Source organism: Halogeometricum sp. S1BR25-6 (assembly GCF_031624495.1).
GTDB lineage: Archaea > Halobacteriota > Halobacteria > Halobacteriales > Haloferacaceae > Halogeometricum > Halogeometricum salsisoli.
In genome coordinates, this window is sequence record NZ_JAMQOP010000004.1 from 419152 (window position 1) to 443649 (window position 24498).

The 24498-nt window shown below is 64.8% G+C and carries 22 protein-coding genes and 2 pseudogenes; 12 read left to right on the forward strand and 12 right to left on the reverse strand.

Annotated elements, in window-relative coordinates:
* The first annotated feature begins 234 nt into the window (after nucleotides 1-234).
* Complete coding sequence (locus NDI76_RS19165) at nucleotides 235-897, forward strand: AIM24 family protein (protein ID WP_310925780.1); 663 nt, start codon at nucleotides 235-237, stop codon at nucleotides 895-897.
* 83 nt (nucleotides 898-980) lie between these two features.
* Here the strand turns inward: NDI76_RS19165 and NDI76_RS19170 are convergent, their stop codons facing one another.
* From NDI76_RS19170 to NDI76_RS19180, 3 genes are read right to left on the reverse strand one after another with little or no spacing between them, the layout of a single operon-like run.
* On the reverse strand, nucleotides 981-2564 hold the full coding sequence (locus NDI76_RS19170; protein ID WP_310925808.1) for a hydantoinase B/oxoprolinase family protein: 1584 nt from the start codon (nucleotides 2562-2564) through the stop codon (nucleotides 981-983).
* Between the two features lie 35 nt (nucleotides 2565-2599).
* On the reverse strand, nucleotides 2600-4609 hold the full coding sequence (locus tag NDI76_RS19175; RefSeq protein ID WP_310925782.1) for a hydantoinase/oxoprolinase family protein: 2010 nt from the start codon (nucleotides 4607-4609) through the stop codon (nucleotides 2600-2602).
* Nucleotides 4610-4810 carry a hypothetical protein gene (locus NDI76_RS19180; RefSeq protein WP_310925783.1) on the reverse strand — a complete coding sequence of 67 codons (201 nt, stop codon included), beginning with the start codon at nucleotides 4808-4810 and terminating at the stop codon, nucleotides 4610-4612.
* A 129-nt stretch (nucleotides 4811-4939) separates the two neighbouring features.
* On the opposite strand from NDI76_RS19180, the gene NDI76_RS19185 reads away from it, so the two are divergent.
* Both NDI76_RS19185 and NDI76_RS19190 read left to right on the forward strand, forming a co-directional pair.
* Nucleotides 4940-5740 (forward strand): ParA family protein, encoded by an 801-nt coding sequence (locus tag NDI76_RS19185; protein WP_310925784.1) that lies wholly within the window; start codon nucleotides 4940-4942, stop codon nucleotides 5738-5740.
* Nucleotides 5737-6177 carry a DUF8160 family protein gene (locus NDI76_RS19190; protein WP_310925785.1) on the forward strand — a complete coding sequence of 147 codons (441 nt, stop codon included), beginning with the start codon at nucleotides 5737-5739 and terminating at the stop codon, nucleotides 6175-6177. The genes NDI76_RS19185 and NDI76_RS19190 overlap by 4 nt, the downstream gene beginning before the upstream one ends.
* Before the next feature lie 84 nt (nucleotides 6178-6261).
* Here NDI76_RS19190 and NDI76_RS19195 read toward each other — a convergent pair whose 3' ends face one another.
* Entirely contained in the window at nucleotides 6262-6501 is a 240-nt protein-coding gene (locus NDI76_RS19195; RefSeq protein WP_310925786.1) for a PRC-barrel domain containing protein, read from the reverse strand.
* 670 nt (nucleotides 6502-7171) lie between these two features.
* On the opposite strand from NDI76_RS19195, the gene NDI76_RS19200 reads away from it, so the two are divergent.
* Nucleotides 7172-8770 carry an ATP-binding protein gene (locus NDI76_RS19200; protein WP_310925787.1) on the forward strand — a complete coding sequence of 533 codons (1599 nt, stop codon included), beginning with the start codon at nucleotides 7172-7174 and terminating at the stop codon, nucleotides 8768-8770.
* 304 nt (nucleotides 8771-9074) lie between these two features.
* Here NDI76_RS19200 and NDI76_RS19205 read toward each other — a convergent pair whose 3' ends face one another.
* The 5 genes and pseudogenes from NDI76_RS19205 to NDI76_RS19225 form a co-directional block, all read right to left on the reverse strand.
* Nucleotides 9075-10334, reverse strand: a complete 1260-nt coding sequence (locus NDI76_RS19205) for a Cdc6/Cdc18 family protein (protein ID WP_310925788.1) — start codon at nucleotides 10332-10334, stop codon at nucleotides 9075-9077.
* Nucleotides 10335-11277: 943 nt separating this feature from the next.
* On the reverse strand, nucleotides 11278-11697 hold the full coding sequence (locus tag NDI76_RS19210; protein WP_310925789.1) for a VOC family protein: 420 nt from the start codon (nucleotides 11695-11697) through the stop codon (nucleotides 11278-11280).
* 77 nt (nucleotides 11698-11774) lie between these two features.
* A complete protein-coding gene (locus tag NDI76_RS19215; protein ID WP_310925790.1) occupies nucleotides 11775-12494 on the reverse strand; it encodes an RNA 2'-phosphotransferase in 720 nt (239 codons plus the stop codon).
* A 352-nt stretch (nucleotides 12495-12846) separates the two neighbouring features.
* Nucleotides 12847-12978 (reverse strand): annotated as a pseudogene (locus NDI76_RS19220) (DUF7121 family protein); the annotation flags it as partial.
* Nucleotides 12979-13287: 309 nt separating this feature from the next.
* Nucleotides 13288-13461 carry a hypothetical protein gene (locus NDI76_RS19225; protein WP_310925791.1) on the reverse strand — a complete coding sequence of 58 codons (174 nt, stop codon included), beginning with the start codon at nucleotides 13459-13461 and terminating at the stop codon, nucleotides 13288-13290.
* A gap of 478 nt (nucleotides 13462-13939) precedes the next feature.
* Here NDI76_RS19225 and NDI76_RS19230 point away from each other — a divergent pair, with 478 nt between their 5' ends.
* From NDI76_RS19230 to NDI76_RS19260, 7 genes are all read left to right on the forward strand, one after another.
* Nucleotides 13940-14197: a hypothetical protein gene (locus NDI76_RS19230; protein WP_310925792.1), complete on the forward strand. Its 258-nt coding sequence runs from the start codon at nucleotides 13940-13942 to the stop codon at nucleotides 14195-14197.
* A gap of 969 nt (nucleotides 14198-15166) precedes the next feature.
* Nucleotides 15167-15586: a GlcG/HbpS family heme-binding protein gene (locus NDI76_RS19235; protein WP_310925793.1), complete on the forward strand. Its 420-nt coding sequence runs from the start codon at nucleotides 15167-15169 to the stop codon at nucleotides 15584-15586.
* A 120-nt stretch (nucleotides 15587-15706) separates the two neighbouring features.
* Nucleotides 15707-16621: an inositol monophosphatase family protein gene (locus NDI76_RS19240; protein ID WP_310925809.1), complete on the forward strand. Its 915-nt coding sequence runs from the start codon at nucleotides 15707-15709 to the stop codon at nucleotides 16619-16621.
* Nucleotides 16622-16704: 83 nt separating this feature from the next.
* Nucleotides 16705-17412 carry an IclR family transcriptional regulator gene (locus NDI76_RS19245; protein ID WP_310925794.1) on the forward strand — a complete coding sequence of 236 codons (708 nt, stop codon included), beginning with the start codon at nucleotides 16705-16707 and terminating at the stop codon, nucleotides 17410-17412.
* 468 nt (nucleotides 17413-17880) lie between these two features.
* Nucleotides 17881-18639 carry an IclR family transcriptional regulator gene (locus NDI76_RS19250; RefSeq protein WP_310925795.1) on the forward strand — a complete coding sequence of 253 codons (759 nt, stop codon included), beginning with the start codon at nucleotides 17881-17883 and terminating at the stop codon, nucleotides 18637-18639.
* Between the two features lie 121 nt (nucleotides 18640-18760).
* Nucleotides 18761-19963 carry an L-2-hydroxyglutarate oxidase gene (lhgO, locus tag NDI76_RS19255; RefSeq protein ID WP_310925796.1) on the forward strand — a complete coding sequence of 401 codons (1203 nt, stop codon included), beginning with the start codon at nucleotides 18761-18763 and terminating at the stop codon, nucleotides 19961-19963.
* Nucleotides 19964-20024: 61 nt separating this feature from the next.
* Nucleotides 20025-21164 (forward strand): acyl-CoA dehydrogenase family protein, encoded by a 1140-nt coding sequence (locus tag NDI76_RS19260; protein ID WP_310925797.1) that lies wholly within the window; start codon nucleotides 20025-20027, stop codon nucleotides 21162-21164.
* Between the two features lie 134 nt (nucleotides 21165-21298).
* Here the strand turns inward: NDI76_RS19260 and NDI76_RS19265 are convergent, their stop codons facing one another.
* Nucleotides 21299-22087 carry an enoyl-CoA hydratase/isomerase family protein gene (locus tag NDI76_RS19265; RefSeq protein ID WP_310925798.1) on the reverse strand — a complete coding sequence of 263 codons (789 nt, stop codon included), beginning with the start codon at nucleotides 22085-22087 and terminating at the stop codon, nucleotides 21299-21301.
* A 220-nt stretch (nucleotides 22088-22307) separates the two neighbouring features.
* Between NDI76_RS19265 and scpC the strand changes: the two genes are divergently transcribed.
* Complete coding sequence (gene scpC, locus NDI76_RS19270; RefSeq protein WP_310925799.1) at nucleotides 22308-23783, forward strand: succinyl-CoA:acetate CoA-transferase ScpC; 1476 nt, start codon at nucleotides 22308-22310, stop codon at nucleotides 23781-23783.
* 34 nt (nucleotides 23784-23817) lie between these two features.
* On the opposite strand, the gene NDI76_RS19275 is transcribed toward scpC, so the two are convergent.
* Both NDI76_RS19275 and NDI76_RS19280 read right to left on the reverse strand, forming a co-directional pair.
* A complete protein-coding gene (locus NDI76_RS19275) occupies nucleotides 23818-24060 on the reverse strand; it encodes a hypothetical protein (protein WP_310925800.1) in 243 nt (80 codons plus the stop codon).
* Nucleotides 24057-24498: pseudogene (locus NDI76_RS19280) on the reverse strand (C4-dicarboxylate ABC transporter permease); the annotation flags it as partial. The gene NDI76_RS19275 and the pseudogene NDI76_RS19280, both read right to left, overlap by 4 nt.

The window sequence follows — 24498 nt, forward strand, 5'->3', positions numbered from 1 at the left end:
CGCACGCCGAATCTCGACCGTATCGGCGTCGCTCGAACCGATTCGCCTCGGCCGCCGCGACCGAGTCGAACGCTCGTCCGCTCGTCGTCCCTGCCACTCACCGCACTCCGCCGTCCGTTTTTTGACCCATCACGCCGCGTTCCGCCGCTAAGCTACCGAAACCGTCGGCCATGTTTATACTGTCCCGCGAGAGTCCTCCCCGTGAGAGTCTCCTCGCAGGCGACTCGAACCACCATGAATCTCGACGAATTTGTCAGCGCACACGCACCCGAAGAGGGCGGAGAGGCGTTTCAACTGGAGAACTCGAAACTGCTCGACGTCGCCGTCAGCGGCAGCGTCATGGCGAAGGCCGGGTCGATGGTTGGCTACACCGGAGACATCTCCTTCGAGCGGAAGTCCGAGGGAGGTCTCACCGGGATGCTGAAGAAGCGAGCCACCGGCGAGGGTACCGTGATGATGCAGGCGACGGGCGAGGGCCACCTCTACCTCGCCGACCAGGGCAAGGAGGTGCAGATACTCGAACTGAGCGAGACCGACGAGATAAGCGTCAATGGCAACGACGTGCTCGCGTTCGAGGAGGGCGTCGACTGGGACATCAAGATGATGAACAGCATCGCGGGCGCCTCGTCCGGGGGACTGTTCAACGTCTACCTGAAGGGTCCGGGCCACATCGCCATCACGACGCACGGCAAGCCGCTGGTCGTCCCGACGCCCGTCAGCACCGACCCCAACGCCACCGTCGCGTGGAGCAGCGACGTCTCGCCGAGCGCGAAGCGCGACATCAACATCAAAGGGTTACTCGGACGCTCCTCCGGGGAGACGTTCCAACTGGAGTTCGCACAGGAGGGCGGGTTCGTCGTCATCCAACCGTACGAGGAGTTCCAGCCCGGTCAGTAATCGGCTCCAGAATCCGTTTTCTGGGGGAGCCTCCGAATCCACTCACCGCGTCGTCGCGAGTCCGGCGCGCGACCGTACACACGTCAGCGCCCTACTTTTTCGTCCGCCCGGTCCCGTTCACGGTCCTCCGCGCTCCGTTTCTCGGGGTCGCCGTAGCCGCCGCCGCCGGGCGTCCGGACGGTGACCGTCGTCCCCGCCGGCACGTCGCGGGTCGTCTTCGCGGGGAGCGGCGACCCGTCGAGGAGGTTCTCGCCCACCGCACCGTTCTCGCCGCCGGCGATGCCCCGCGGCGCGACACGGCGACGCTCGGTGAGCAGCGAGACGGTGGCGTCGGCCTCGACGGTGACCGAGCGGACGATGCCGAGTCCGCCGCGGTGCTCGCCGTCGCCGCCGCTGTTCGCGCGGAGGCCGTACTCCTCGACGTACAGCGGGTACTCCGCCTCCAGCGCCTCGACGGGCGTGTTGAGCGTGTTCGTCATCCCGACCTGCGCGCCGTCGGTGCCGTCGCCGCCGGCGCGGCCGCCGGACCCGCCCCCGATGGTCTCGTAGTAGGTGAAGCCCTCGGACCCGCCGACGCGGCTGCCGATAGTGAGGTTGTTCATCGTCCCCTGCCCCTGCGCGGGGACGCGGTCGGGGGCGGCGTCCGCGAGGGCGGTGAACACTACGTCGGTCACGCGCTGACTCGTCTCGACGTTGCCGCCAACGACGGCCGCGGGCGCGTTCGGGTTCAACAGCGACCCCTCGGGCACCGAGACCTCGATGGGGTCGTAGCAGCCCTGGTTCGGCGGTATCTCGGGGTCGGTCACGCAACGGACGACGAAGTAGACCGCGCTCTTGGCCACCGCCAGCGGCGCGTTGACGTTGCCGGGCACCTGCGGGGCGGTGCCCTCGAAGTCGAACGCGACGGTGCCGCCGTCCACCGTCGCCGTCACCTCGACGGGCACGTCCTCGTCGGTCAGTCCGTCACCTTCGAGCACGTCGCGGGCGTGGTACTCGCCCTCCGGCAGGTCGCGCAGTTCCGCGGCGACGCGCTCGCGCGAGTAGTCGATGACCGCGTCGAACGCCGCAAGAATCCGCTCTCGGCCGTGTTCGGCCACGAGATCGGCGAGTCGCTCCTCGGCGCGGTCGTTCGCGGCTATCTGCGCACGGACGTCGGCGCGGCGTTCGCCGGGATTTCGGACGTTCGCCAGAATGAGCGACAGCACGTCGTCGTTCGTCTTCCCGCCCGACACTAACCGCACCGGCGGGAGGCGGAGACCCTCCTGGTATATCTCTCGCGCGCCCGCGGGCATGCTGCCCGGCGTCATTCCGCCCACGTCGGCGTGGTGGGCGCGGGAGACGGCGAATCCGAGAATCTCCCCGTTTATCGCCAGCGGCGACACCATCGTCACGTCTGGGAGGTGCGTACCGCCCTCGAAGGGGTCGTTCAGGACGAACACGTCGCCGGGTTCGGGGTCGTACTCCAGCACCGTCTCCACGGCCTCGGGCATCGCACCGAGGTGGACCGGGATGTGTTCGGCCTGCGCGACGAGGCGCCCGTCGGCGTCGAAAAGCGCCGTCGAGCAGTCGCGCCGCTCCTTGATGTTCGGCGAGTACGAGGAGGTGATGAGCACCTGTCCCATTTCCTCGGCGACGCTCTCGAACTGGTTGCGCACGATTTCGAGCATCACCGCGTCCACGCCCGCATTGGCGTCTGCGTCGCTCACTGCCCCTCACCCCCTCGGGTCAGCGCGAGCGTTCCGTCGGCCCCGACCGTTCCCCGCCACTCCGGCGGCACGACGACGGTGCTCTCCGGTTGTTCGAGGACGGCCGGGCCGGACACGTCGTCGCCGACGTCGAGTCCCTCGCGGGCGTACACCGGCGTCTCGCGGAAGCCGTCGTCGAAGAACGCCTCGCGAGTGTCCTTGCGCGCCTCGCCGGTGCTGCGGTAGGAGACGTCGACCGCACCGCGTTCGACGACGGAGGTGGCGCGGAGATTGACCAGTTCGACGGGGTCGGAGAGCCGATAACCGTAGGCGCTTTCGTGAGCCTCGTGAAACCGTTCCCCGACCGCCTCGGGGTCGAACGTCTCCCCGACCGGAACGGTGAGTTCGAAGCTCTGTCCGTCGTACCGGAGGTCGGCCGCGCGCGACACCGTCGCGTCCGCGGGCGTCTCCACGTCCGCGAGTACGTCGTCGCGGAGGCCGTCGTACGCGCCTTCGACGGTGTCGACGTCGACGCCGGCGAGCGAACTCCGGAGCGTCCGCACGGAGTCGTGCTTCTCGTCCGCCGCGAGCAGTCCGTACGCCGACAGGACGCCGCAGGCCCGCGGGACGACGACGGTACCGATGTCGAGGCCGTCGGCGAGGGCGGCGGCGTGCATGGGGCCGGCGCCGCCGAAGGCGACGAGACCGAACCGACGGGGGTCGTGGCCCCGTTCGACCGTCACCGAGCGAATCGCGCGCGCCATGTTGGCGTTGGCGACGCGGTAGACGCCGCGGGCGGCCGCCAACGCGTCGTCGAGGCCGGCCTCCTCGGCGAGGCCGGCGAGGGCGTCGTGGGCGGCGTCGCCGTCCAAGGAGAGTTCGCCGCCGAGCGCGGAACTGCCGCCGATGTAGCCGAGGACGACGTTCGCGTCGGTCACCGTGGGTTCGGTGCCGCCGCGGCCGTAGCAGGCCGGACCGGGGTCAGCGCCGGAGGAACGCGGCCCGACGCGGAGGGCGTTGCCCGCGTCGACCCACGCGATTGACCCGCCGCCAGCGCCGACGGTGTTCACGTCGACCATCGGCGTTCTGACCGGATGGCCGTTTATCTCGGCGTCCGTCGTACGCTCGGCCTCGCCGTCGCGGACGAGACTCACGTCGCTCGACGTGCCGCCCATGTCGAACGTGACGAGGCCGGCGAGGTCGCCCGCCGTCGCCGTCTCCGCGGCGCCGACGACGCCCGCCGCCGGGCCGGACATGGTGGTCGTCACGGCGTGCTCTCGAACGGTCGAGGCGGACGCGAGGCCGCCGTTGGCCTGCATGATGCGGGGCGTGGGGACGCCCAACTCGGCCGCCCGCTCTTCGAGGCGTCCGACGTAGGCGTCGATGGCCGGCGTCACGTACGCGTCGACCGCGGTGGTGGAGGTGCGCTCGAACTCGCGGAACTCCGCGAGCACCTCGTGAGAGGCTGAAACGGAGACGTCGAGTTCCTCGCGGAGCACCTCGGCGACGGCGCGTTCGTTCTCGGGGTGTCGGTAGGCGTGGAGCAGGGAGACGGCGACGCTCTCGGCCCCGCACGCCCGAATCTCCGCGGCGAGGTCTCTAATCTCACTCTCGTCGACCGGTGTCTCGATACCGTCCTCGGTCGCCCGTTCGGTCACCTCGAAGCGGCGGCGACGGGGTACGAGCGGCGCGGGCCGTTCGGCGGTCAGGTCGTAGAGGTCGGGGCGGTCCTGCCGTCCGATTTCGAGGACGTCGCGGAAGCCGTCGGTGGTGACGAGCGCCGTCTCTGCACCGCTCTCCTCCAAGAGCGCGTTGACCGAGACGGTCATCGCGTGCGTGAAGGCGTCCACCTCACCGGGGGCGATGCCAGCCTCCGCGCAGGCCTTCTCGATACCGTCGACGACGCCGACGCTCTGGTCGTCGGTGCTCGGTACCTTCGCGGTCACGAGTCGGTCCTCGGGGGTCAGAAGCGCTACGTCCGTGAACGTCCCACCCACGTCGACGCCGACGCGCGTTCCGTCGGCCATTCAGAACACCCCCGGACGGAACGCTCGGTGGAGGGAGTTCGGAGTCGCCGCGACGTCCGTCGCCCTCGACAAGTTCGCCGCGGCGAGGACGAAGGTTTCGCGGGCGCGTTTGCGCCGCGGTTTCTCGGTGAGGCCGGTCGGACTGCCGGGTACGACTCGGGCGTCCGCGTCGAAGAAGGCGGTGACGGGATTCGCGACCATAGGCCCCACAGACGGAGGAGCCTTATACGGTTTACAGAGCGAGTGAGAACGAACTCCAACACAAGACAGCAAAACTGTGAAAACCGTCTTTGTCGGAAAGTATAAGTTTTGACGGAAAAGCCGTGTCGTATGAGTGGCCCGGCAAAACTCTGCGTCTCGAACCAGAAAGGCGGGGTCGGAAAGACGACCATCGCCATCAACGTCGCCGGCGCGATAAGCGCCCGCGGACACGACGTGCTGTTCGTCGACTTGGACCCGCAGGGGAACGCGACGGAGAACCTCGGTCTGATGGACGCCTACGACGACGAACCGCCGACGCTGTTCGACTGCCTCACGGACCCCGAAGAGCGAGAGACGGTCGCCGACATCGTCCGCGAACACGAGGAGATGGACGTCATCCCGTCGAACATCGACATGACCGCCGCCGAACCCGAACTGACGCTCGCGCGGCGGAGCGGCGAGCAACTGTCGCTCGTCCTGCGCGAGGTGGAGGACGACTACGACTACGTCATCGTCGACTGCCCGCCCAACCTCGGCAACCTCATGGACAACGCCCTGTTCGCCACGCAGAACGTCCTCATTCCCGCCCTCGCAGAGTCGACCTCCAAGCGGGCGTTCGAACTCCTGTTCGATCACGTGGACGCCTTGGAGTACGACTACGAGATAGACATCCACGACCGCGGCGTCGTCGTCAACCGGATCGACGTGCGGAAGACGCAGGCGCGCGAGATGGTCGACTGGATAAACGCCGCCTTCGACGACGTGCCGGTGTGGCAGATTCGCGAACGCGCCGACGTGCAGAAGGCCCTCGACGCGGGCGTCTCGCTCCTCGAGTACAATCCCGACTGCGACATGTGCGAGGTGTTCCGCGACATCGCCGCCGACCTCGACGAGCAGTTCGGTATCGAAGACGTGGAGGTGGAAGCATGAGCGGCGAGGACCGCGCCGACCGTCTCCGCCGCCGCCGTCAGCGCTCTCGGGACAGAGCGCTGACCGACGAGTCCGGCGAGTCCGACGAATCGGCCGAATCGGAGACGGACGAAACGACCGAATCGGCAGAGACGGCAAAACCGAACGACGCGGGCGAGACCGACGGGACGGACGAAACGAGCGAGGCGGACGAGAGCGACGGGCCGAAACCCTCGGTCAAAGACGAGCAGAAACCGACGTACATGTACCTCCCGCACGGGGTCCGACGCGATTTGGACCGCGCCTACTCCATCCTCAAAGCCGAGTACGAGTACGAGTACGAGGAGTCGTTCGAGAAGAACCGCCACTTCTACCCGCTCGTCGTCTCGCTCGGATTAGAGGCGGTCGACGAACTCGACGCCGAGGACGTGCGCTCTCGTCTCGAAGAAGACCGCTAAATCTGCGAGGCGGCGCCGATGCCGACTGTCGGTTCGGTCAGTGAGTCGTACCGAGTAAAAGACGAAAGCCGCGCCGGGGTCAGTTCAGAGGCTGCGGAGGCGGATTTCGTCGTCGGTGACGGTGTCGATACGCGCCTCCTGGAGCGGGTAGTCCTCCTCGTCGGAGTTGTCCCAGCCGAGTTTGGCGAGGAGTTTGTCGGTGACTCCGGGGTCCGGATCTACGAGTGCGGTCCCGTGCTCGACCGACGAGACGACGCCGATCTGGTTTCCGTCGCTGTCAACGACTGGCTTGCCGGTTTCGTCGTCCGTGATGGTGGTCGCCATGCGGATACACCGTTCGACGGAGAGCCTGATGTGAAGTGTGGCTGTATTTTCAAGCATCATTTATATCAGCGACCTCTGCTGACAGTTTCCGACTCTCGCCTCGTGCAGGTGGTGCCGGCGTAACGAATCACTCCTCGCTCCGCGTCCGGTGCGAAGAACGAAAAGAGCAAAAAGAGCAAAAAGAGCAAAAAGAGCAAAAATGGCAAGAGCGGGAAAAACAGGAAGGACGGAAAAGACAGATATGGAAGAAAGGGCCGGGGTTCGGGGGGAAAACTGCGGAGTATGGGAAATCGAGGTCGATAGAAATGGTACGTGTCGGAATCCGGAGAGTGGTCCTCGGTTTGACGGATGAGGCGGACGACGCCGTGTTCGAGTATCTCCCGTCCGTCGGGAATGACTTCGTAGTACGTATCCCGCGCGTTCGCCCCGGCAGTCGCCTCGCGCCGTTTGCGCACTAAGCCGACGTCTTCGAGTTTGTTGAGGTGGTAGTGAAGCGTGTTCGCGCGGACGCCCACTTCATCGTCATGTCGACACCTGCGAAGGTCAACTGCATAAGCGTTGTAGCCGGCACACCCTCCCGCGCGAAAGAACCCGTCTCGGCGGAGAGTTCCGGTATCAGCGGTGAGAACGAGGAATCGAATTTTTAACCGGGGTTCGCCAAGGAGAGGTCGTGATAGTTGGGGGGCGAACGGAAGACATGGCGTACCTCTGCGCGGACGGTACCGTTCGGCAGGGGTACCGCCTCGACGACGCGCGGCCGATACGGAGCCTCGGACGCATCCAGTACGCGTGGGACCGAACGACCAACGACGGCGAACGGCGCGAATACGTGACCTCCGCCGGATTCCTCGTCCGCGAGGAGCAGATGGTCGCGGCGAACGTCGCGGCGACGCTTCACTTCGAGCGCGCCGTGGAAGCCGAACACATCGGTGCCTTCGCTGACGCGTGCGAGAACCGTCCGGAGACCATCGCCTCGGACGCGGCGGCGCGGTGCGACCCGGCGGCCCTGCGGTCGCACGCCGCGGAACTGGCCGAGTTCGTGAACAACGCCGCCCGGGGGGCAGCCGAACACCTCTACTGGGGGTGGGACCGACGGCGGACGCCCATCGGGCGAAACGGCCGGTTCGCGCAGTCGTTACCGAACGGGTTCCACGCCGACCTCCGAAACGCGCTGACGCGCGAGTTCGAGTGGATATCCGACGCGGACGCCGCCGTCGTAGCGAACCTGACGCCCGAACGCGTCAGCGGCGTGGTTCGGTTCCAACAGGGCGACCGAAAACGGCCGACGACGGCCGACGACGTGACCGACGAGATGTCCGAGGCGGTCCGCCCGTCCCGAGACGACGCGTCCGAGGACGAACCGGCGGACTGCGAGGCCGAACAGTGGCTATGCGAACCGGATATTACGTTCGACGACGTGGCCGCGATGGACGGGGTGAAAGAGCGGCTCAGACAGACCGTTCTGAACCCGCTCTCCGACCCGGAACTGTTCGAGGAGTACGGCCTCGGAACCATAAACGGTATTCTGCTACACGGACCGCCGGGAACCGGAAAGACGTATCTGAGTCGCGCGCTCGCGGGCGAACTCGAACGGCCCTTCCTGCGGGTCACACCGGCGAACGTGACGAGCAAGTTCGTCGGCGAGAGCGCCGACAACGTCGCCGAGATATTCGAGGTCGCTCGCGCGCACCAGCCGAGTATCGTCTTCATCGACGAACTCGACGCCCTCGGAACCGACCGCGGAGCCACGCACAATACGCAGAGCGAACGGCAGATGCAGAACCAACTTCTGATGGAACTCGCTGCGTTGGACGCCGAGGACGTCGTTGTCATCGGTGCGACCAACAAACTGGAGGAACTCGACGAAGCGCTCGTCCGGACGGGCCGGTTCGACGAGTGGATAGCCGTCCCCCTCCCCGACCCCGAATCCAGGCGGGCGCTACTCCGGTACCACCTCGACGGACGGCCGACCGAACTCGACGCCGAGGACCTGGACGACGCAGTGGCCGCGACGGAAGGATTCAGCGCGAGTGACCTCGAATCGGTCGCGAACGAGGCAGCGAGGCGGGCGATAGCGGAGACGTACGACGCGGGGAGCAGACGACCCATCTCGGCGCGGCACGTCCGCGCCGCCGTCAAGGCGGCGTCCCCGCACGACGAACGGAGGGAGGCCGAGACGGCAGGCGCCGAGTCGGACGACGCGAACAGAGTTCGTGGCGGGTCGACGGACGACGACCCTGCGAGTCGACACCCCCAGATGTCGTACTGAACGGCGGTCTGCCTCGGCGAACCGCGTCGGCGTGAGAAGCGACATTCGTCGACGAAAGGGTCGCTTCGAAGGAAAAGTGGCTCGGCGAAGCTACCGTTCCGGTCTGAAATGGACGAACGACGAAACTGGAGTGGAGAAAGGGAATAAGCAGGCAAGAAGATTCGACAGAGAACGACGGAAACGCGGGGGGACTCGGAGAATCCGACGGTCGGCAGGCGCCGAAAGAGCGCTCGAGGCATCGAAGAAACGTCGGAAACGCGGGGTGAGGTCGACGGGATGTAGACCGAAGCGGTACGGCGGCGCCTCAGAAAGAGTCGAGCGAGGCGTTCTCGGCCTCGGAGTCCGTGACGACGAACTGCTCGTCGTCCATCGCGGTCTGGTGGACGATATCGAGGTCGTGGTCGGGTTGGAGACGGGCGTAGATGGTGATGCCACCCGCGCGGCCGAGGTTCTGCTTTCTGAGTTCGAGAATGTCGAGAAACGCCAGTCGTCGGACAAAGTCGCGGACGCGGCGGTCCGACCGCGTCGACGTGCCGGTCGCCTCGCAGAGTTTCGTGTAGGTCTCGATGATCTGCGCCATCGAGAACTCGTCGTCGTCGGTCCCCTTGTGGAGCGCCGTCACCGCAGAGAGAACGAGTTTCTTCTGGACGGTGAGGCCGCCGATGAGGTCGCGGAAGCGGTCCTTCTCGGCCTCCATCTTCGCGTCCTCGACGTGGTCGCGGGTGACGACGTCGGACCCGTCCCGCTGAGCGAGCATCCCGGCGTTTCGGAGAACGTCGATTGCCTGGCGGGCGTCGCCGTGGTCCTGCGCGGCGTAGGCCGCGCAGAGCGGAATCACGTCGTCCGAGAGGACGCCCTCGCGGAACGCGTCGCGCCGGTGGCTGAGTATCGCGCGGAGTTGGTTCGCGTCGTAGGAGTGGAAGTTGAGTTCGCGGGGTTGCAGCGACGACTTCACCCGGTCGTTCAGGTCCTCCGCCCACCGGACCTTGTTGCTGATGGCGATAAGACCGATGCGGCAGTCGGTCTTGCCCGTCTCGACGGCGCGCGAAAGCGACATGAGAATCTGGTCGTCCGGATGCATGTCCGCCTCGTCGAGGATGGTGATGACGACGTCGTACTGCTGGTCGAGGATAGCGTACAAGCGCGTGTAGTACGCGGCCTTCGCGAGCCCCGTCTCCGGGACGCGGATGTCGGTCACTGCCTCGTCGTTGAGGGTCCGGGCGATGCTGGAGATAGCCTGCGTTTCGGTGTCGTCGGTGGAACAGTCCACGTAGACGGTCCCGATGCGGACGTCGCCGGCGTTCGATTTGGCCGCCTTCGCGACGTGCTTCGCGACGAGGCTCTTTCCGGTTCCCGTCTCACCGTACAGAATGACGTTCTCCGGCGAGTCACCGTTGACCGCCGACCGTAGCTCCGTCGACAGGGCGCGTATCTCGTCGTCACGACCGACGATCCGTTCGGGACTCGGGACGTGCTCTACCTCCACGAGGGATTTGTTCCTGAAGATGGGGTCTTCCTGAGCGAAAATCTCCGCGGCGATATCCTGTGACCCATCTTTCTCCATGACAATGTCGTGAGAGCCATCGTATATAAATCCATCCCGGGAGGATCCCCGAATTTCCGACGTTTCTCTCGGTTCCGGACTCTCTCGGTGCCGTACTCGGCGTTTCGTAGCTCGTCTGGACCACACCGTATTTCCGCCGTTCCGACACACACACCCCACGTTTCCGTCGTTCCGGGGGAAGGGGAGGGTCCCCTCGGGCCTGCAGTGGTTGTCTCGGCCATCGCTCGACCGCGGGCATCGTCGGAACATCTATCGTTGGTTCCGACACCTATCCTCGGCTCCGACACGCGAGTGATTCCAGCGGAAGTCGCTTCGAGTATACGCACTCCGTTCTCGACTCTTTCCCGTCTCCCTCGACCCACCCACCCCACGTTTCCGTCGTTTCGAGGTTTCCTTTCTCGGTTCTCTTTTTCGCACCCACCCACCCCGCGTTTCCGACGTTCCTCGTCACGAAGAACAGGACCACAACGACGACACACCCACCCCGCGTTTCCGTCGTTCCCGCAGGAAAGCGGGCCGGGTCTCTTTCCAACCCCCTCGTAGTTATTATAGGGAATTATAGATAATTCGAGATAGCCCTAGTGCGTCCACCACTAGCAGCCACACCCTAGGCGGTATTGCTTCACTTGAAAAAGAAAATTTAATATAGATGGATGCCAAAAATTCCAGTAGCCGCTTTACGATTTCTAGCGGGGGAGGCGCTTGGTGCCTCCCCCCCACCCCACCCGAGACGGCTAACGACGGAAACGTGGGGTGTGTGTGTTCCCCGTTCTCCTGCCAACGACAGAAAACGGAAATCGGACATCTCACCCGTCATCTCTCGCTCTCGTCCCGAATCAGAGACAACAAAGAAAGCGCGAGGCGAGAACGACGGAAACGCGGGGTGGGGACAGTCGGGTCCGAGAGCCGACGGGAAGGGGAGGTAGGACGAATCGAGAAGCGGTTACGTTTCCAGCAGTTCGACGAGGTTCCCTTCGGGGTCCCGCACGAAGAGAATTCGAGAACCCGTGTCGGTCGTTCGAGGTTCGCTGAGCGTCTCGACCTGCCCCTCGAGCGACTCGTACAGGGAATCGATGTCGTCAACGGAGAACCCGAGGTGTTTCGCCCCGGGACAGTTCACCGACGACTCCGCCTGCGCGTTGCCCTCCGGTTCGTACTCCACGAGTTCGACGCGGACGCCGCCGGCGTCGAGGTGAGCGAACCGACCGGTCGCGTTCTCGACGTCGACGGCCGTCGCGAACGCCTCTCCTGAGACGGAGAACTCGCTCTCGACGGGGAATCCGAGCGTGTCCCGGTAGAATTCGACGGCCTGTTCGAGGTCCGCGACGGTGACGCCAACGTGGTGTGCGCTGAGTTCTGCCACGGGGAGGGTTTCCCCGCCAGCACCCGAATAGGCACCGGACTCGCGCGTCGGTTGCCGCCTCTCCACCGCGCGATTCGTTACTCCTCGCTGCCCGTCTCCTCGGCTCCACTGTTCGTTCGGCACGCTCCGTCCTCCGTCTCTTCGGCATCCCCGTCCATCCGTTCGAGGAACTCCGGCGGAACGCGGGCGACGGTGTACGTTCCTGTCCCTCGGCGATTCACCTCAAACCCCTCGCGCGTCATCGCCTCCGCGTCGACCACGAGGAGCACCGGATCGTCGGCGTGTCTCCGGCCCACCTCGCGCGCCTCTTCGACCGTCTCCGAGAGGTGAACTCGTTGGCGGCTCATGGGTTTGAGTCCTTCTTCGAGTATCGTCCCGACATTCCGAGGTGCGGTTCCGTGGTAGAGGCGTTCGAGGACGGCGGATTCGGTCGATTCCAGCGTCACGTCTATTGAGTGACCGTACGCCGCGCGAATCCGGTCCCCGCGGCGCTCGAAGCGCCCTTTGGGGTCAGTCGCGGTCACTGCCTCGACGTGTTCCGAATCCGCCCACGAGTAGCGGTCCGTGACCGCCTCGACGAGTTCCTCGTACTCGGTCCACCCTCCGTCGTCGACCGACAGGCCGGCGTCGTCGGGAAAGTGGCGTAACGCTCCGCTGACGAACTTCGAGAGGCGCGTGCGGCGCCCGTCGCCGAGAACCTCCCGTCCGTCGTCGCCGCACGCCGGGCAGTCACTACCCTCGAAGTAACCGTGCTCCTCGCAGACGCGAATCACGTCGACGCGTAGCCTCTCTGGCAACTACTGGCTGTCGGCCGTCCGAGACTTCCTCTTCGGAGAACGGCGCGAACACTAAACCGGTTCCGACGGTGCGCTACTCCCGTTCATCTGCTCCTCTGGGGGACTCGTCTCCCTCGCCCACGACCGAGGCCATCGCCTCGCCGTCGACGCGCGTCCACTCGTACCGCCGCATCAACCCCCGCACCGCGGCCTCCGAGAGCGACCACGCCTCGCCGACGGGTTCGCCGTTCTCGGCGTCCCAGGCGCCGTACGTCCGGGACTCGCCCGCCCGCGTGACGAGTATCGGCTCGCGGGAACGGATGTGGACGGTTTGGCCGCGAACGATGGGTGGACCGTCGCCGCTCGCGATGCGTCGCTTTTGTCGGAGAACCTCCCGCTTCGACTCGATTCGCTCGACGAGTTCGCGTTCGGTCTCGGGAGAGAGCACCTCCGTCCGCTGTCGACACTCCAAACGCTCGATCTCCGCTTCGAGTTCGTCGATGTCGTCGGCGTTCGCGTCCGTTCCTGTGGTCATGGATTTCGCCTGCGTTCCGGACGACGTCGCGGCGTCCTCGACGCTCCGGGCACTCATCGGCGTCCCGAGCGACTCGCGTCACCCGTTCCGGCCGTCCCGTAGCGTCGACAGTCGGTTAGCGGTCGTATCCCCTCTACTCCCCGCCGAACCTAAACGAGTTCGCTCTCCGACCGGACCGTCCGCTCGGGGCGGTCCCTCGCTCCGGTCAGTCGCCGGCGAAACAGTCTCTCCCACCCTACGACTTTCCGGACGCGTGAGCGCATCCCGAGAACGCGGCGGTCAGTGGTGCGAGCAGCACCCGCTGAGGTGGTATCGGACGGGCGCCTCGCCGAAACTGAAACACGCCGCGAGCGACTCCGTCGAGTACCCCAACTCCGCGGCCGAACGCATCTCCGCGCATTCGTCCGCGTCTACCGGCCCGAATTCGTCGACGAGTTCTGCTTTCGTGTACATACTCTCCCATTCGGTTACGGGGGAATCGAAGTTGTGCGTATACTCATAGCTATTAGGAAATCGGTCCGCTATAATACGACCGTCTCTCCAACGATTTAATTTCAACTTCTACATACATAGCAAATTTATCGTATATCTCGATACAGTGCGTATCTGGACAGGTCTACAGTCGTCATCACCGTCGTATCCCGCCCGAAGCACTCGCCGTCCCTCCGTCAGCAGTCGCGGGCGGCCCCGTCTCGGACTTCGAGCCGTCGTATCCGTATATCGGCATGAGATTTACGACCGCTCCGAGACGTATGAATACGTCGCGTTCGACGGGCGAGTCCACCTATCCGACGAACCCGAACCCGTCGGCTCCGTTCGGTCTCTCCGGCGAGTAGGACTAAGCGCCGGGCGTCGTATCACTACCCGATGTCACCGACAGTATTCGAGGGCGACGGCTCCCTGCGCGACACCCGCGGAACGTCGAACGCAGATGGATAGTTCGGATCCGTGGTATCGGGGAGCACTCGTCCCGGACCGGGACGGCGACTGGCGAGTCACGGCGGTCGCTCGCCGGTCGCTCGCTTCGGAGGAGACGTTTGTCTGCGAGGCGACGGGCGCGGCGGTGCCGGCGAGTTCAACCCACCTCCTCGTCACTGTCCGCCGGCGCGGACGATTCCGCGATAAGACGGATGAATTCGTCGTTCTCGACGAAGACACTCTCAGACGGTGGTTAGAAGTGGGAGACTGAAGGCTCACCCAGCGCCCGACGGCGCATCGCCGCCCGTTCGCATCGAAGTTCGGTATCACTTCCACACATGTTCGAGTGAATCTAGAAACAAATAATCGAACAAGTATCTATAAATGCGGATTAGAATCTGTATCGGCTCTAAATGAATCAGGACTAGCTGCAGATACCTAATACTTAGATAGTCGAATTCAGACGGGTAGAGCCTTGAGAAAACTGACTGGATTATTTTCTCGTACCGTTGGTGAGACTACAATAATAATAGACAAACGGCGCATCAGACGAATCCACCGTAATAGGATAGTATAAACCGCTTTCGGCTACCGTATCTGTTAAATGTGCCGGCTGTAGTACTAACCGAACTCGATACGACGACGTACGGAAATAAAGCGGACAAAGAGAAAATCAGAACGGCCTATTAAAATTTGCTTTTTCAAACCCTCTCCTTTCAGGAAAGACGGCGAACTTCGGCGCCGGCCTGCCGTCTCATTACCGATAGAGTGTGATAGAAACGAACTCTCCGAAGACGCGTTCTTCGATGCAGAAGCGAGCACCTACGTCCGTGATAGACTACGAGTGCGCGAGAGGACGCGCGACGAGTCCTCAGAACGAAAACATCCTGCTTCTCTTCTCACTCTCGTTTTACTCTACAGAACAGAATCCCGAAGAGACCCGAGTACACGAGTTGCGGTTACTTCCGTCATCCGGAAGAAAACTGCATCTGCTGCGAACGTCCCCACCGAACGGGTTGAAACGGCTTCTGAGCGGGAGTTCAAATATTGCCACATAGGATTACGAACATAGTTCTGTAATGAGAAGTCGCAGGCGACTGAAACGATGTGTTTTGTTCTACAGAACGACGACGAGCGGTCTCATTGGGCGCACGAATGCCGAGCGGAAGAAAAACGTTTATCGGCGGTGTCGAATCCGGGACAACCTATTTGTGGCCCGTATCCGAAGCGAAAGCTGTCGATGGCAGAAGAACTCAGTCTCGAGACGGCGACGGAGATAATCGCCGCCGCGGAGGAAAAGGCCGAAGAAATCGAACAGCCGATGGTCGTCACCATCGCGACCGATGAGGGGAACCTCATCGCCCAGCACCGGATGGACGGGGCGTGGCTCGCGTCTGTCGAGATATCGCGCAACAAGGCGTACACGGCCGCTGCGCTGGAGACGAGCACGGACCAACTGGCCGAACCCAGCGAACCGGGCAACTCCCTGTACGGACTACAGACGACCGACAAGAACCGCATCGTCATCTTCGGCGGCGGCTACCCGCTCACCGTCGACGGCGAAATCGTCGCCACTATCGGCGTCAGCGGCGGCGAAGTCAGCCAGGACATGGAAGTCGCCCAAGCCGGCGTCGACAAGTTCGAAGAGCTGTATAGCTAATCGAGGTGCGACCGGGCGCGCGCCGCCGGAGCCGAGGCGTCGCGTCCGGACCGACGACTCCACCGGTCCGCGAGTCGGCTCCGCCCGAGCCTTTTTGTGGCCCTGTGACGACGTGCGCGCATCACGAACCGAGAGCAGGTTGCACGCGCCGCGGCGGCGACCGGCGCGGACTACGCGTACGACCGGTTCCGAACCGACGTGGACGTCGAACGGAAGACGAGCGAAGTGGACCTCGTGACCGAGATAGACCGCGAGACGCAGCGTCGGATCGTCGCGGCGATACGCGAGGCGTTCCCCGGCGACGAAATCGTCTCCGAGGAGGGCGACGAGCGAGAGACCGTCTCCGAGGAGGGATACGCCTGGATCATCGACCCCATCGACGGTACGCAGAACTACACCCGCGGGACGAGAGCCTGGGTGACCAGCGTGGCCGTCGTCGAGGACGGGCGGCCGGTGGCATCGGTCAACGCTGCGCCGGCACTAGGTAACACCTACGTCGCGAACGAGGGGTCGGTCCGCCGCGACGGCGACGCGGTGGCGGTCAACGAGACGGCCGACCCCGCGGCGTCCCTCATCGCCTCGACCCTCCGACTCCGCGACGAGGAGAGCGTCATCGCCGAGTTCGGCGAACTCAGACGAACCGAGTCGGCGCAGTTGACGCTCTCGATGGTCGCCGACGGCGCGCTGGACGCAACCGTCGGACTGAGCGACGCGCCGAACTCGTGGGATACCGTCGCGGGCATCGGTTCGGGAGGTAGACGGCCCCCGAAGCACCGCTTTCCATCCCTCGGCCGACGGTTCGCCGACGTCGCCGCTCCCGTCGTACGCGGTGACGCGGACGCTCGACAGGGCGAGGTCGATTCCGACGAGGAACGTGTTGTTCATTTCCCGAACCTGTTCCCGCCGCCAGCATCAAAGCTTCGCTCACCCCGCCCCTCGGGAGCGATTCGTTCTGCTGAATCGAACAGCGTCGACCGGTCAGCGTCGAATCTGACCGGCCCAAAACGGAATAGACGGCCGACTCGGTGGATGTAGCGCGAATATATCCGAATACTGACTCAGACTACTTCCGTTTTGTCCATCAGAACGGTTTAGTGGTTCACGGAGGAGTTTCGACCATGGACGGAGACTCCGCGAACGTGCCGATTCGGTCCGTCGAGACGACGCTTCGTCTGCTGGAGCTACTTCGAGAACGGGACGTGGCGGGCGTCTCCGAACTCGCCGCAGAACTGGACGTCGCCAAGAGCACGGTACACAACCACCTGCAAACGCTCGCGATGCACGACTACGTCGTCCCCGAAGAGGAGGGGTTCTCGCTGGGGTTCCGGTTCCTCGACTTCGGGGGACACGTCCGCGCTCGCGTCGGCGAGTTGAGACAGGTGGAGCCGAAAGTCCGCGAGATAGCCGACGAGACGGGCGAGATTTGCCAGTTCTTCGTTCGGGACTCGGACGTCGCGGTGGTCGTCTTCATGGAGGAAGGGATGCGGGCCGTCAACACCGAGATGCGCATCGGCGCGCGAGTCTCCCTCGACAGTCTCACTGCCGGGCGACTCCTCCGCCTGTTCGACGAGAGCGCCGACGGCGACGCCGCCGACGCGGAAACGCTGAACGCCGACGGCTACCTCGCCGGCGACGAGGAGTACATCCAGGGTCTCCACTCTATCGCCGTTCCCGTGACGAAGACGAACGACGAGTTGGTGGGCGTCCTCAGCGTGGCAGGACCCTCCCGCCGCCTCCGCGACGAGGAGTACGCGCGCGACGTCGCGGACCTGCTGCTCAACGTCTCGAACGAACTCGAACTGAACGTGAGCTACACTCGCTACTGAGCGCAGTTTTGGCGTGCTGAACGCTCGACTGGTGCGCCCGTTCGGCCTCGCCGTTGATTCATCCGTTTTTTCACTCTCCTTACGGTTCGATCGGTCGTCGTCCCAGCAGCACTGGCAGAGATATTACAGAATTAGTACCGTAATAGGGACGTCCCGAAAAGCGGAATGAACGTAACGGATATATATGACTATCTTGTCCTCACAGCGCATCTCCGGTTCCGAGAGCGACGATACGGTATCTCTCGACATGTGGAACTCGAAAACAAACCGTACATACAAGATATGCTTCTCTCGCCGGTTTGCAGCTCTTTTACATGAGGTTTCGAGCTATCTCGTATTATGGAAAACACCTAATTAGGTTACTAGAGGCTCTGAAGCCCCGATTCAGACTTAAGAGGGTCTTCTAATTGGATAAAAAATGTTCCATTATACGGAACACTTATGAGAGGTCGGCGATATACCAATTTAATGTCCATGAACGACCGTTTGTCGACGACCGAGAAGTCGCTTGAAGCCGTGTTCGCGCTCCGGCGGTTGCAGGGAGCGACGCTGGCCGAACTCGCCGCGGAGTTGGACGCGCCGAAGAGCACGGTGCACCGCCACCTCTCCACGCTGGCCGAACACAGCTTCGTTCGTGCGAACGACGGGCGATACGAGGTCGGGTTCCGCTTTCTCGAACTCGCCGAGTACGCGCGGACGCAACGGGAGGCCTACCAACTCGCGGAGTCGTCCGTCGAGCGACTCGCCGAGGAGACCCAAGAGCGCGCGCAGTTCGTCGTCGAAGAGCACGGTGAGGGCGTCTATCTCTACGTCGAAACGAGCGAACAGGCGGTCCGGACGGGTCACAGCGTCGGGAAGCGAATCCGCCTCCACTCGACTGCGGCGGGAAAGGTCATCCTCGCGCATCTGCCGGACGACCGAGTGGACGAAATTCTCGACACGCAGGGGCTCACACAGGAAACGGATCGGACTATCACCGACCGAGACGTCCTCGGCGACCAACTCTCCGAGATAGCCGAACAGGGGTACGCGTTCAACCGAGAGGAGAATATCAAGGGACTGTGCGCCGCCGCGGCCCCCGTGACCGATAGCGACGACGAACTGATCGGCGTTCTCAGCGTGTCCGGACCCTCGAACCGGATGAAGGGGGAGTGGTTCACCTCCAAGATTCCCGACCTCATTCTGGGGTCGGCGAACGAACTCGAACTCCGCATCGCGTACGCGTAGCGCGCGACGCTCCGGGCGCCTTCGGAAACGACGGTACGCGCTCCCGATGTCGTTCGCCCGCGAAGTTCCGGGAGGCGGTACGTCTAAGTCGCCTCCCGACGAAGCGCGTCACGAATTAGCAATGATACGCCACGACGTCGCCATTGTCGGCGGCGGTTGCGTCGGCCTCTCGGTCGCGAAGCACCTCGCGGCGCGGACGAACCTCGACGTCGCCGTTCTCGAAAAGGAACACCACCTCGCAGCGCACCAGAGCGGTCGGAACTCCGGCGTCCTCCACCCGGGATTCAACTATCCCCCCGGCTCGAAGAAGGCGCGCTTCGCCACGGAGGGGACCCGGCGCATGAAGGAGTACTGCGCGGCCCACGACGTGCCGTGCGAGGAACTCGGCGTACTCGTCGTGGCGAAGACGGACCGCGAGGCGGCGCACCTCGAAACGCTCGCCGAACAGGCCGAGGCCAACGGCGTCGCGTACGAACTGCTCGACTCCCGTGCGGCGCTCCGCGAACACGAACCCCACGCCGCCGGACGGGCCGCCCTCTACGCGCCGGAGGCCGCGTCGGTGGACTCCCAGCAGTACGTGTACGCGCTCACGCGGGAGGTTCAGCGGGCCGGCGTCTCGCTGTACACCGGTCACGCCGTCTCGCGAATCGAACGCACCGACGAGGGGTATCACCTCGCGACGAGCAACAGCGACGTCGAGGCGTCGTATCTGGTGAACGCGGCGGGCCTGCATGCCGACACGCTGGCCCATCAGGTCGGCGTCGGAGAGTCGTACCAGGTCGTCCCGTTCCGCGGCGAGTACTACGAACTCACGCCGGAGCGAGCGGACCTCTGTCGGACGATGATCTATCCGACGCCGGACCCGGACCTCCCATTCCTCGGCGTCCACTACACCCGCCGGACGGACGGGAAGGTTATCGTCGGTCCGAACGCGGTGCTGGCGTTCGGACGCGAGGCGTACGACAACACGGACGTGAACCCGGCCGAACTCGCCGAGACGCTCGGGTACGAGGGTTTCAGGAAGCTTCTCGCCTCCCGAACGATGCTGTCGGCGGCGTGGGAAGAACTGAACAAATCCTACCGGAAGCGGAAGTTCGTCGAAGCCTCACAGCGCCTGGTTCCGGAGGTGCGAGGCGACGACCTGACCGAGAGTTACGCCGGCATCCGCGCCCAACTCGTCAGCGACGAGGGCGAACTGGTGAAAGACCCACTGTTCGTCGAACGGGAGGACGCGGTCCACGTCCTCAACGCGGTGTCCCCCGGTTTGACCTCGTCGCTCCCGTTCGGCGAGCACATCGCGGAGACGCTCGCCGCGAAGGTCTGAGGCGGACGTGAGACCGCGTCGAACCCGACCACTTATCACCGCCTGCCCGGAACGGTAGACGATGGCAACCCTCACGACAGCGCAGCGAGAGTTCGCGGAGCGCGCCGAGTCGGTCGCCGCCGAGTTCGCCGACGACGCATACACGTGGCACGGGGACGTACCGTGGGAGAACCTCGAACGACTGTCCGAGGCGGACCTCTACTGTCCGTCGATTTCGGAGGCGTACGGCGGACAGGGGCTGTCCGACCTGACGGCGATGCTCCTGACCGAGGCCGTCGGCCGCGAGTGTCCGGACACGGGGTGGTTCACCTACATGCAGAGCATGGTCGCGCCGCGAGCCATCGACCTGTTCGGGTCCGAATCGGTCAAAGAGGAGTTCCTCCCGGCCGTGACGGCGGGGGAGAGCTTCGTCTCCATCGCCATCTCGGAACCCGAGGCCGGGTCGGACGTGGGGTCGATGGCGACGGAGGTAACCGAGAAGGACGGCGAGTTGGTCTGCAACGGCGAGAAGACGTGGGTCGGCGGCGTCCCGTTCGGCGACGCGGCGGTGACGTGGGTCCGGTTCCCGGAGGGACTGGGCTCGGTCGTCATCCCATACGACGACCCCGGCGTCGAGATAGAGGAGGTGTACACGAACATGGCCGGCTACTCCCAGACGCGATTCACCATCGACGACGTGGTCGTCCCGGAGACGCACGTTCTGACCCGCGGGCAGGAGGCGTTCAAAGAGCAACTCGTGTCGCTCAACTGGGAGCGACTGGGTAGTTCGATTCTCACCGTCGCGTGGGCCGAAGCGGCGCTGGAGCGGGCGCTGTCGTACGCGAGCGAGCGAGAGCAGTTCGGACAGACGATAGACGACTTTCAGGGAATCGAGTGGAAACTCGCCGAGATGTACCGCGAAGTCGAAACCGCCGCCTCGCTGGCGTACGCCTCCGCGGCGGGAGCGGAGGGCCACGAGAGCGCGCCGCCGCGCCTCCAAACCTCGACGGCGAAGCTCCACTGTTCGCAGGTGGCCGAGGACGTCGTCAGCGAGGCCGTCCAAATCGTCGGCGCTCGGGCGTACCAGCAGGGCCACCCGTTGGAGTATCTCTACCGGTTCGCCCGGAGCAGACGCATCGCCGCGGGCACCGACGAGATGCAGTTGAATACCATCGCTCGCGCGCTCAAAGAGCGCGGGCTTCCGGCCGTCTCCGACCGGTAGTCGACGCCCGATAGCCGACCGTCGCGGCCCTCGCCGATTGCCGTCGGGTCCGTTCGGTCTTCGACCTCACTCCCCCGACGACGACTTCCCGCTCGCTTCGCTCGCGGGAATCCCGTTAGCTCCGACGACCGCGGTCAGTCGTCGTACGAACGGTCGAACTCGGGTTCCCGGCCCTCGTTGAACGCGGCCACGGCCTCCTGGTGTTCGGCGTCGACGACGCAGTCCCACTGGTACTCGGCCGCCTTCCGACAGTACTCCTCGAAGCTCTGCTGCGGGTCGACGAGTCGGTTCGTATGTCGGACGGCGGTCGCGGGCTTGTCTCGAATCTCCGCGGCGAGGGCGCCCGCCGCCTCTAAGGCGTCGTCGGCCCGTTCGACCGCGAGACCGATGTCGACGGCGTCCTCGGGCGTGATGTCGCGCCCGGTGAGCAGATACTCGCGGGCCTTGGACTCGCCGACGAGTCGGGGGAGGAGCCACGCGCCGCCGTCACCGGGGACGAGGCCGACGTTGACGAATCCCTCGCGCATGACGCCCCCGTCCCCGACGACGCGCAGGTCGCAGGCCAGCGCGAAGTCGCAACCGGCGCCGATGGCCGGTCCGTCGACGGCCGCGATGGAGGGCGTCGCCATCGTTCTGAGGTTGTAGACGAACTGCTGAATCAACCAGAGGAACGCGCCGTACTCCTCGGGGGACTGCTCGTCCCAGTCGGGCATCTCCGTCGTGTCGGCGCCCGAGCAGAAGCCCTTCCCGGCGCCGGCCAGCACCACGGCGTACACGCCGTCGTCGGCCTCGGCCGTCCGAGCGGCGTCGTTAAGTTCGAGGATCGTGTTCCGAGTGAAGGCGTTGTACACGTCCGGCCGTTCGATGGTTATCGTCGCGATGCCGTCGGTCACGGCGTAGCTTACGTCGTCGTACCCTTCCATGCTACCGCTATCGACCGGCCGCCACATATAGGTGGGGCTCGCGCCGTCGCCGTCACCGGCCTCCGCGGACCGCACCCCAACGATTTATTGCCTCAGATACGGAATCCTGACCAATGTCTCACTCGATGGACGGCGGTCCGACGGCCGCCCTCGACGACGGAACCGACGCGCAGGTGCGCGCTCCCCCCCGCCGAAACGCCGAGACCGAGGGGACTCGCCCATGACGGACGGGACGGCACCGACCGGACCGGTTGAGCGCCGACTCAGCGGCGACCTTCCGCTCGTTGACGCGGCCGAGGCCGCGGCGCGCATCTCGACGGACGCGACGGTGCTCACGAGCGGGTTCGGGAGCGTCGGCTATCCGAAGGCGATACCGCTCGCGTTGGCGGAGGACGACCGTGACCTCGAACTCACGCTGGTCCACAGCGGGAACGTCGGCGAGGAGATTGACGTCGCCCTCGTCGAGTCGGGCGCCGTCGCTCGCCGATTCTCCTATCAGTTCTCTAGCGCCGCCCGAGACGCGACGAACAGGCGGGAGATAGCGTTCAGCGACCGGAACGCGTCTGCCATCGGCGACGAGGTCCAGTACGGCGGACTGGTCGACGCCGACGTCGCGGTGGTTGAGGCCGTTGCCGTCGGCGAGGACTGGTTCGTCCCGTCGACCTCGCTCGGGCAGGTGCCGGCGTTCGTCGAGGCGGCCGACGCCCTCCTCGTCGAACTGAACCGGACGCAACCGCTCGAACTGCAGGCGCTCCACGACGTCTACCGGCCCGAGAGCCCCCCGAACCGCGAACCCGTGCCGCTCTCCGAAGCGGGCGAGCGTATCGGGACGACGCACTGCCGGTTCGACCCCGAGAAACTCCTCGGCGTCGTGGAGACGGACATTCCGGACTCGACGTACTCCTTCCGCGACCCGACGGACGACGATTTGGCCATTGCGACCAATCTCGGCTCCTTCCTCTCGGCGGAGATGGAGCGCTCGCCCGTGTTCGACGACGCGATTCACCTCCAGTTCGGCGTCGGGTCGCTCGGCAACGCCCTCATGGGCGAACTGAAGGAACTCGACTTCGGGGACCGAGACGTCGTGTACTTCGGCGAACTCATCCAGGACGGCCTCCTCGACATGCTCGACGCCGGCCGACTCAGGTGCGCGAGCGCCACGTCCATGGCGCTCACCGAGGAGGGGCAGTCGCGCCTGTTCGAGAACGTCGAGCGCTACGCCGAGGACGTCGTCCTCCGCCCGGCGGACGTGGCGAACCACCCGGGACTCATCAACCAGTTCGGCGTCGTCGGCGTCAACAGCGCCATCGAGTTCGACATCTACGGCAACGTCAACTCCACGCACGTCGGCGGCACGCGGATGATAAACGGCGTCGGCGGCTCCGCCGACTTCAACCGCAACTCGCTGGTGTCCGTCTGCGCGCTCCCGTCGACGCTGGACGGCGGCGACGTCTCGCGGGTGGTCCCGATGGCGTTCCACGTCGACCACACCGAACACGACATCGACGTCTTCGTCACCGAACAGGGCGTCGCGGACGTGCGCGGTCTCTCGCCCGTCGAACGCGCAGAGGAGATAATCGAGCACTGCGCGCACCCGGAGTTCACCCCGGACCTGCGGGACTATCTCGACGACGTCTGCGAACAGGACAGCCACATCCCGCACGACGTTCGGCGCGCCGCCGAGTGGCACGAGTAGCGAGTAGCGCGGAAGAACCGCCCGTAGAAGGCGTCTACAGGCTGACGGCGCCGCCGTAGAAGTAGAGGTACACCCACCAGACGTAGCCGACGGCCAGCGCGACGGCCGTCAGAGCCTCCAGCGCCGTGACGTAGGTGTTGCCGTGGGTTTCCCGGAACGACTGAACCCGTTCGACCCGTCGCCAGACCGGCAGCAGAGGGTCCGGAATGATCTCTCCGAGGCCGCCGACGTCGGACGTTTCGACCTGGTCCTCGGGGGCTTCTCTGCTCGGACTCATTGTTTCACCTCCTTAGTGAACGGCAGACTGAGACCGCGGACCATCACCTTCTCGGCGACGAAGACGGCGACGAAGACGGCGATACCCGCGAGTTTCGCGAGCGCCATCGGGTACGTCATGATGAGGACGCCGAGCACCGCGAGCGCGGTTCGGGTGAGAAGCAGGTTCCCGAGCGATAGCTTGAACGGGTAGTTCAGACCGTAGATGATGGAGATGGCGCCCAGCATCACCATGAAGCCGACGAAGAGGGTGTTGAGGCCGGGGGACATCGTGATCAACTCGGGGTTGTAGACGAACGCGATGGGGAGGACGAACAGCGGCGCGGCGATTTTCAGCGCCGCGCCGCAGGTCCGCCAGAAGTTCGCCTCCGCGATGCCGGCAGCGACGACGGCCGCCGTCGCTACCGGTGGTGTGATGCCCGCCAAGATAGCGGCGGAG

Excerpts from the sequence above, each read along its gene's own strand:
- lhgO (WP_310925796.1), top strand. The coding sequence starts at position 18,761 with ATGATACGCCACGACGTCGCCATTGTCGGCGGCGGTTGCGTCGGCCTC.
- NDI76_RS19180 (WP_310925783.1), bottom strand. The coding sequence starts at position 4,810 with ATGGTCGCGAATCCCGTCACCGCCTTCTTCGACGCGGACGCCCGAGTC.
- NDI76_RS19185 (WP_310925784.1), top strand. The coding sequence starts at position 4,940 with ATGAGTGGCCCGGCAAAACTCTGCGTCTCGAACCAGAAAGGCGGGGTC.
- NDI76_RS19265 (WP_310925798.1), bottom strand. The coding sequence starts at position 22,087 with ATGGAAGGGTACGACGACGTAAGCTACGCCGTGACCGACGGCATCGCG.
- NDI76_RS19260 (WP_310925797.1), top strand. The coding sequence starts at position 20,025 with ATGGCAACCCTCACGACAGCGCAGCGAGAGTTCGCGGAGCGCGCCGAG.
- NDI76_RS19225 (WP_310925791.1), bottom strand. The coding sequence starts at position 13,461 with ATGTACACGAAAGCAGAACTCGTCGACGAATTCGGGCCGGTAGACGCG.
- NDI76_RS19245 (WP_310925794.1), top strand. The coding sequence starts at position 16,705 with ATGGACGGAGACTCCGCGAACGTGCCGATTCGGTCCGTCGAGACGACG.
- NDI76_RS19205 (WP_310925788.1), bottom strand. The coding sequence starts at position 10,334 with ATGGAGAAAGATGGGTCACAGGATATCGCCGCGGAGATTTTCGCTCAG.
- NDI76_RS19190 (WP_310925785.1), top strand. The coding sequence starts at position 5,737 with ATGAGCGGCGAGGACCGCGCCGACCGTCTCCGCCGCCGCCGTCAGCGC.
- NDI76_RS19165 (WP_310925780.1), top strand. The coding sequence starts at position 235 with ATGAATCTCGACGAATTTGTCAGCGCACACGCACCCGAAGAGGGCGGA.
- NDI76_RS19230 (WP_310925792.1), top strand. The coding sequence starts at position 13,940 with ATGGATAGTTCGGATCCGTGGTATCGGGGAGCACTCGTCCCGGACCGG.
- scpC (WP_310925799.1), top strand. The coding sequence starts at position 22,308 with ATGACGGACGGGACGGCACCGACCGGACCGGTTGAGCGCCGACTCAGC.
- NDI76_RS19170 (WP_310925808.1), bottom strand. The coding sequence starts at position 2,564 with ATGCTCGAAATCGTGCGCAACCAGTTCGAGAGCGTCGCCGAGGAAATG.
- NDI76_RS19195 (WP_310925786.1), bottom strand. The coding sequence starts at position 6,501 with ATGGCGACCACCATCACGGACGACGAAACCGGCAAGCCAGTCGTTGAC.
- NDI76_RS19275 (WP_310925800.1), bottom strand. The coding sequence starts at position 24,060 with ATGAGTCCGAGCAGAGAAGCCCCCGAGGACCAGGTCGAAACGTCCGAC.
- NDI76_RS19250 (WP_310925795.1), top strand. The coding sequence starts at position 17,881 with ATGTCCATGAACGACCGTTTGTCGACGACCGAGAAGTCGCTTGAAGCC.
- NDI76_RS19235 (WP_310925793.1), top strand. The coding sequence starts at position 15,167 with ATGGCAGAAGAACTCAGTCTCGAGACGGCGACGGAGATAATCGCCGCC.
- NDI76_RS19175 (WP_310925782.1), bottom strand. The coding sequence starts at position 4,609 with ATGGCCGACGGAACGCGCGTCGGCGTCGACGTGGGTGGGACGTTCACG.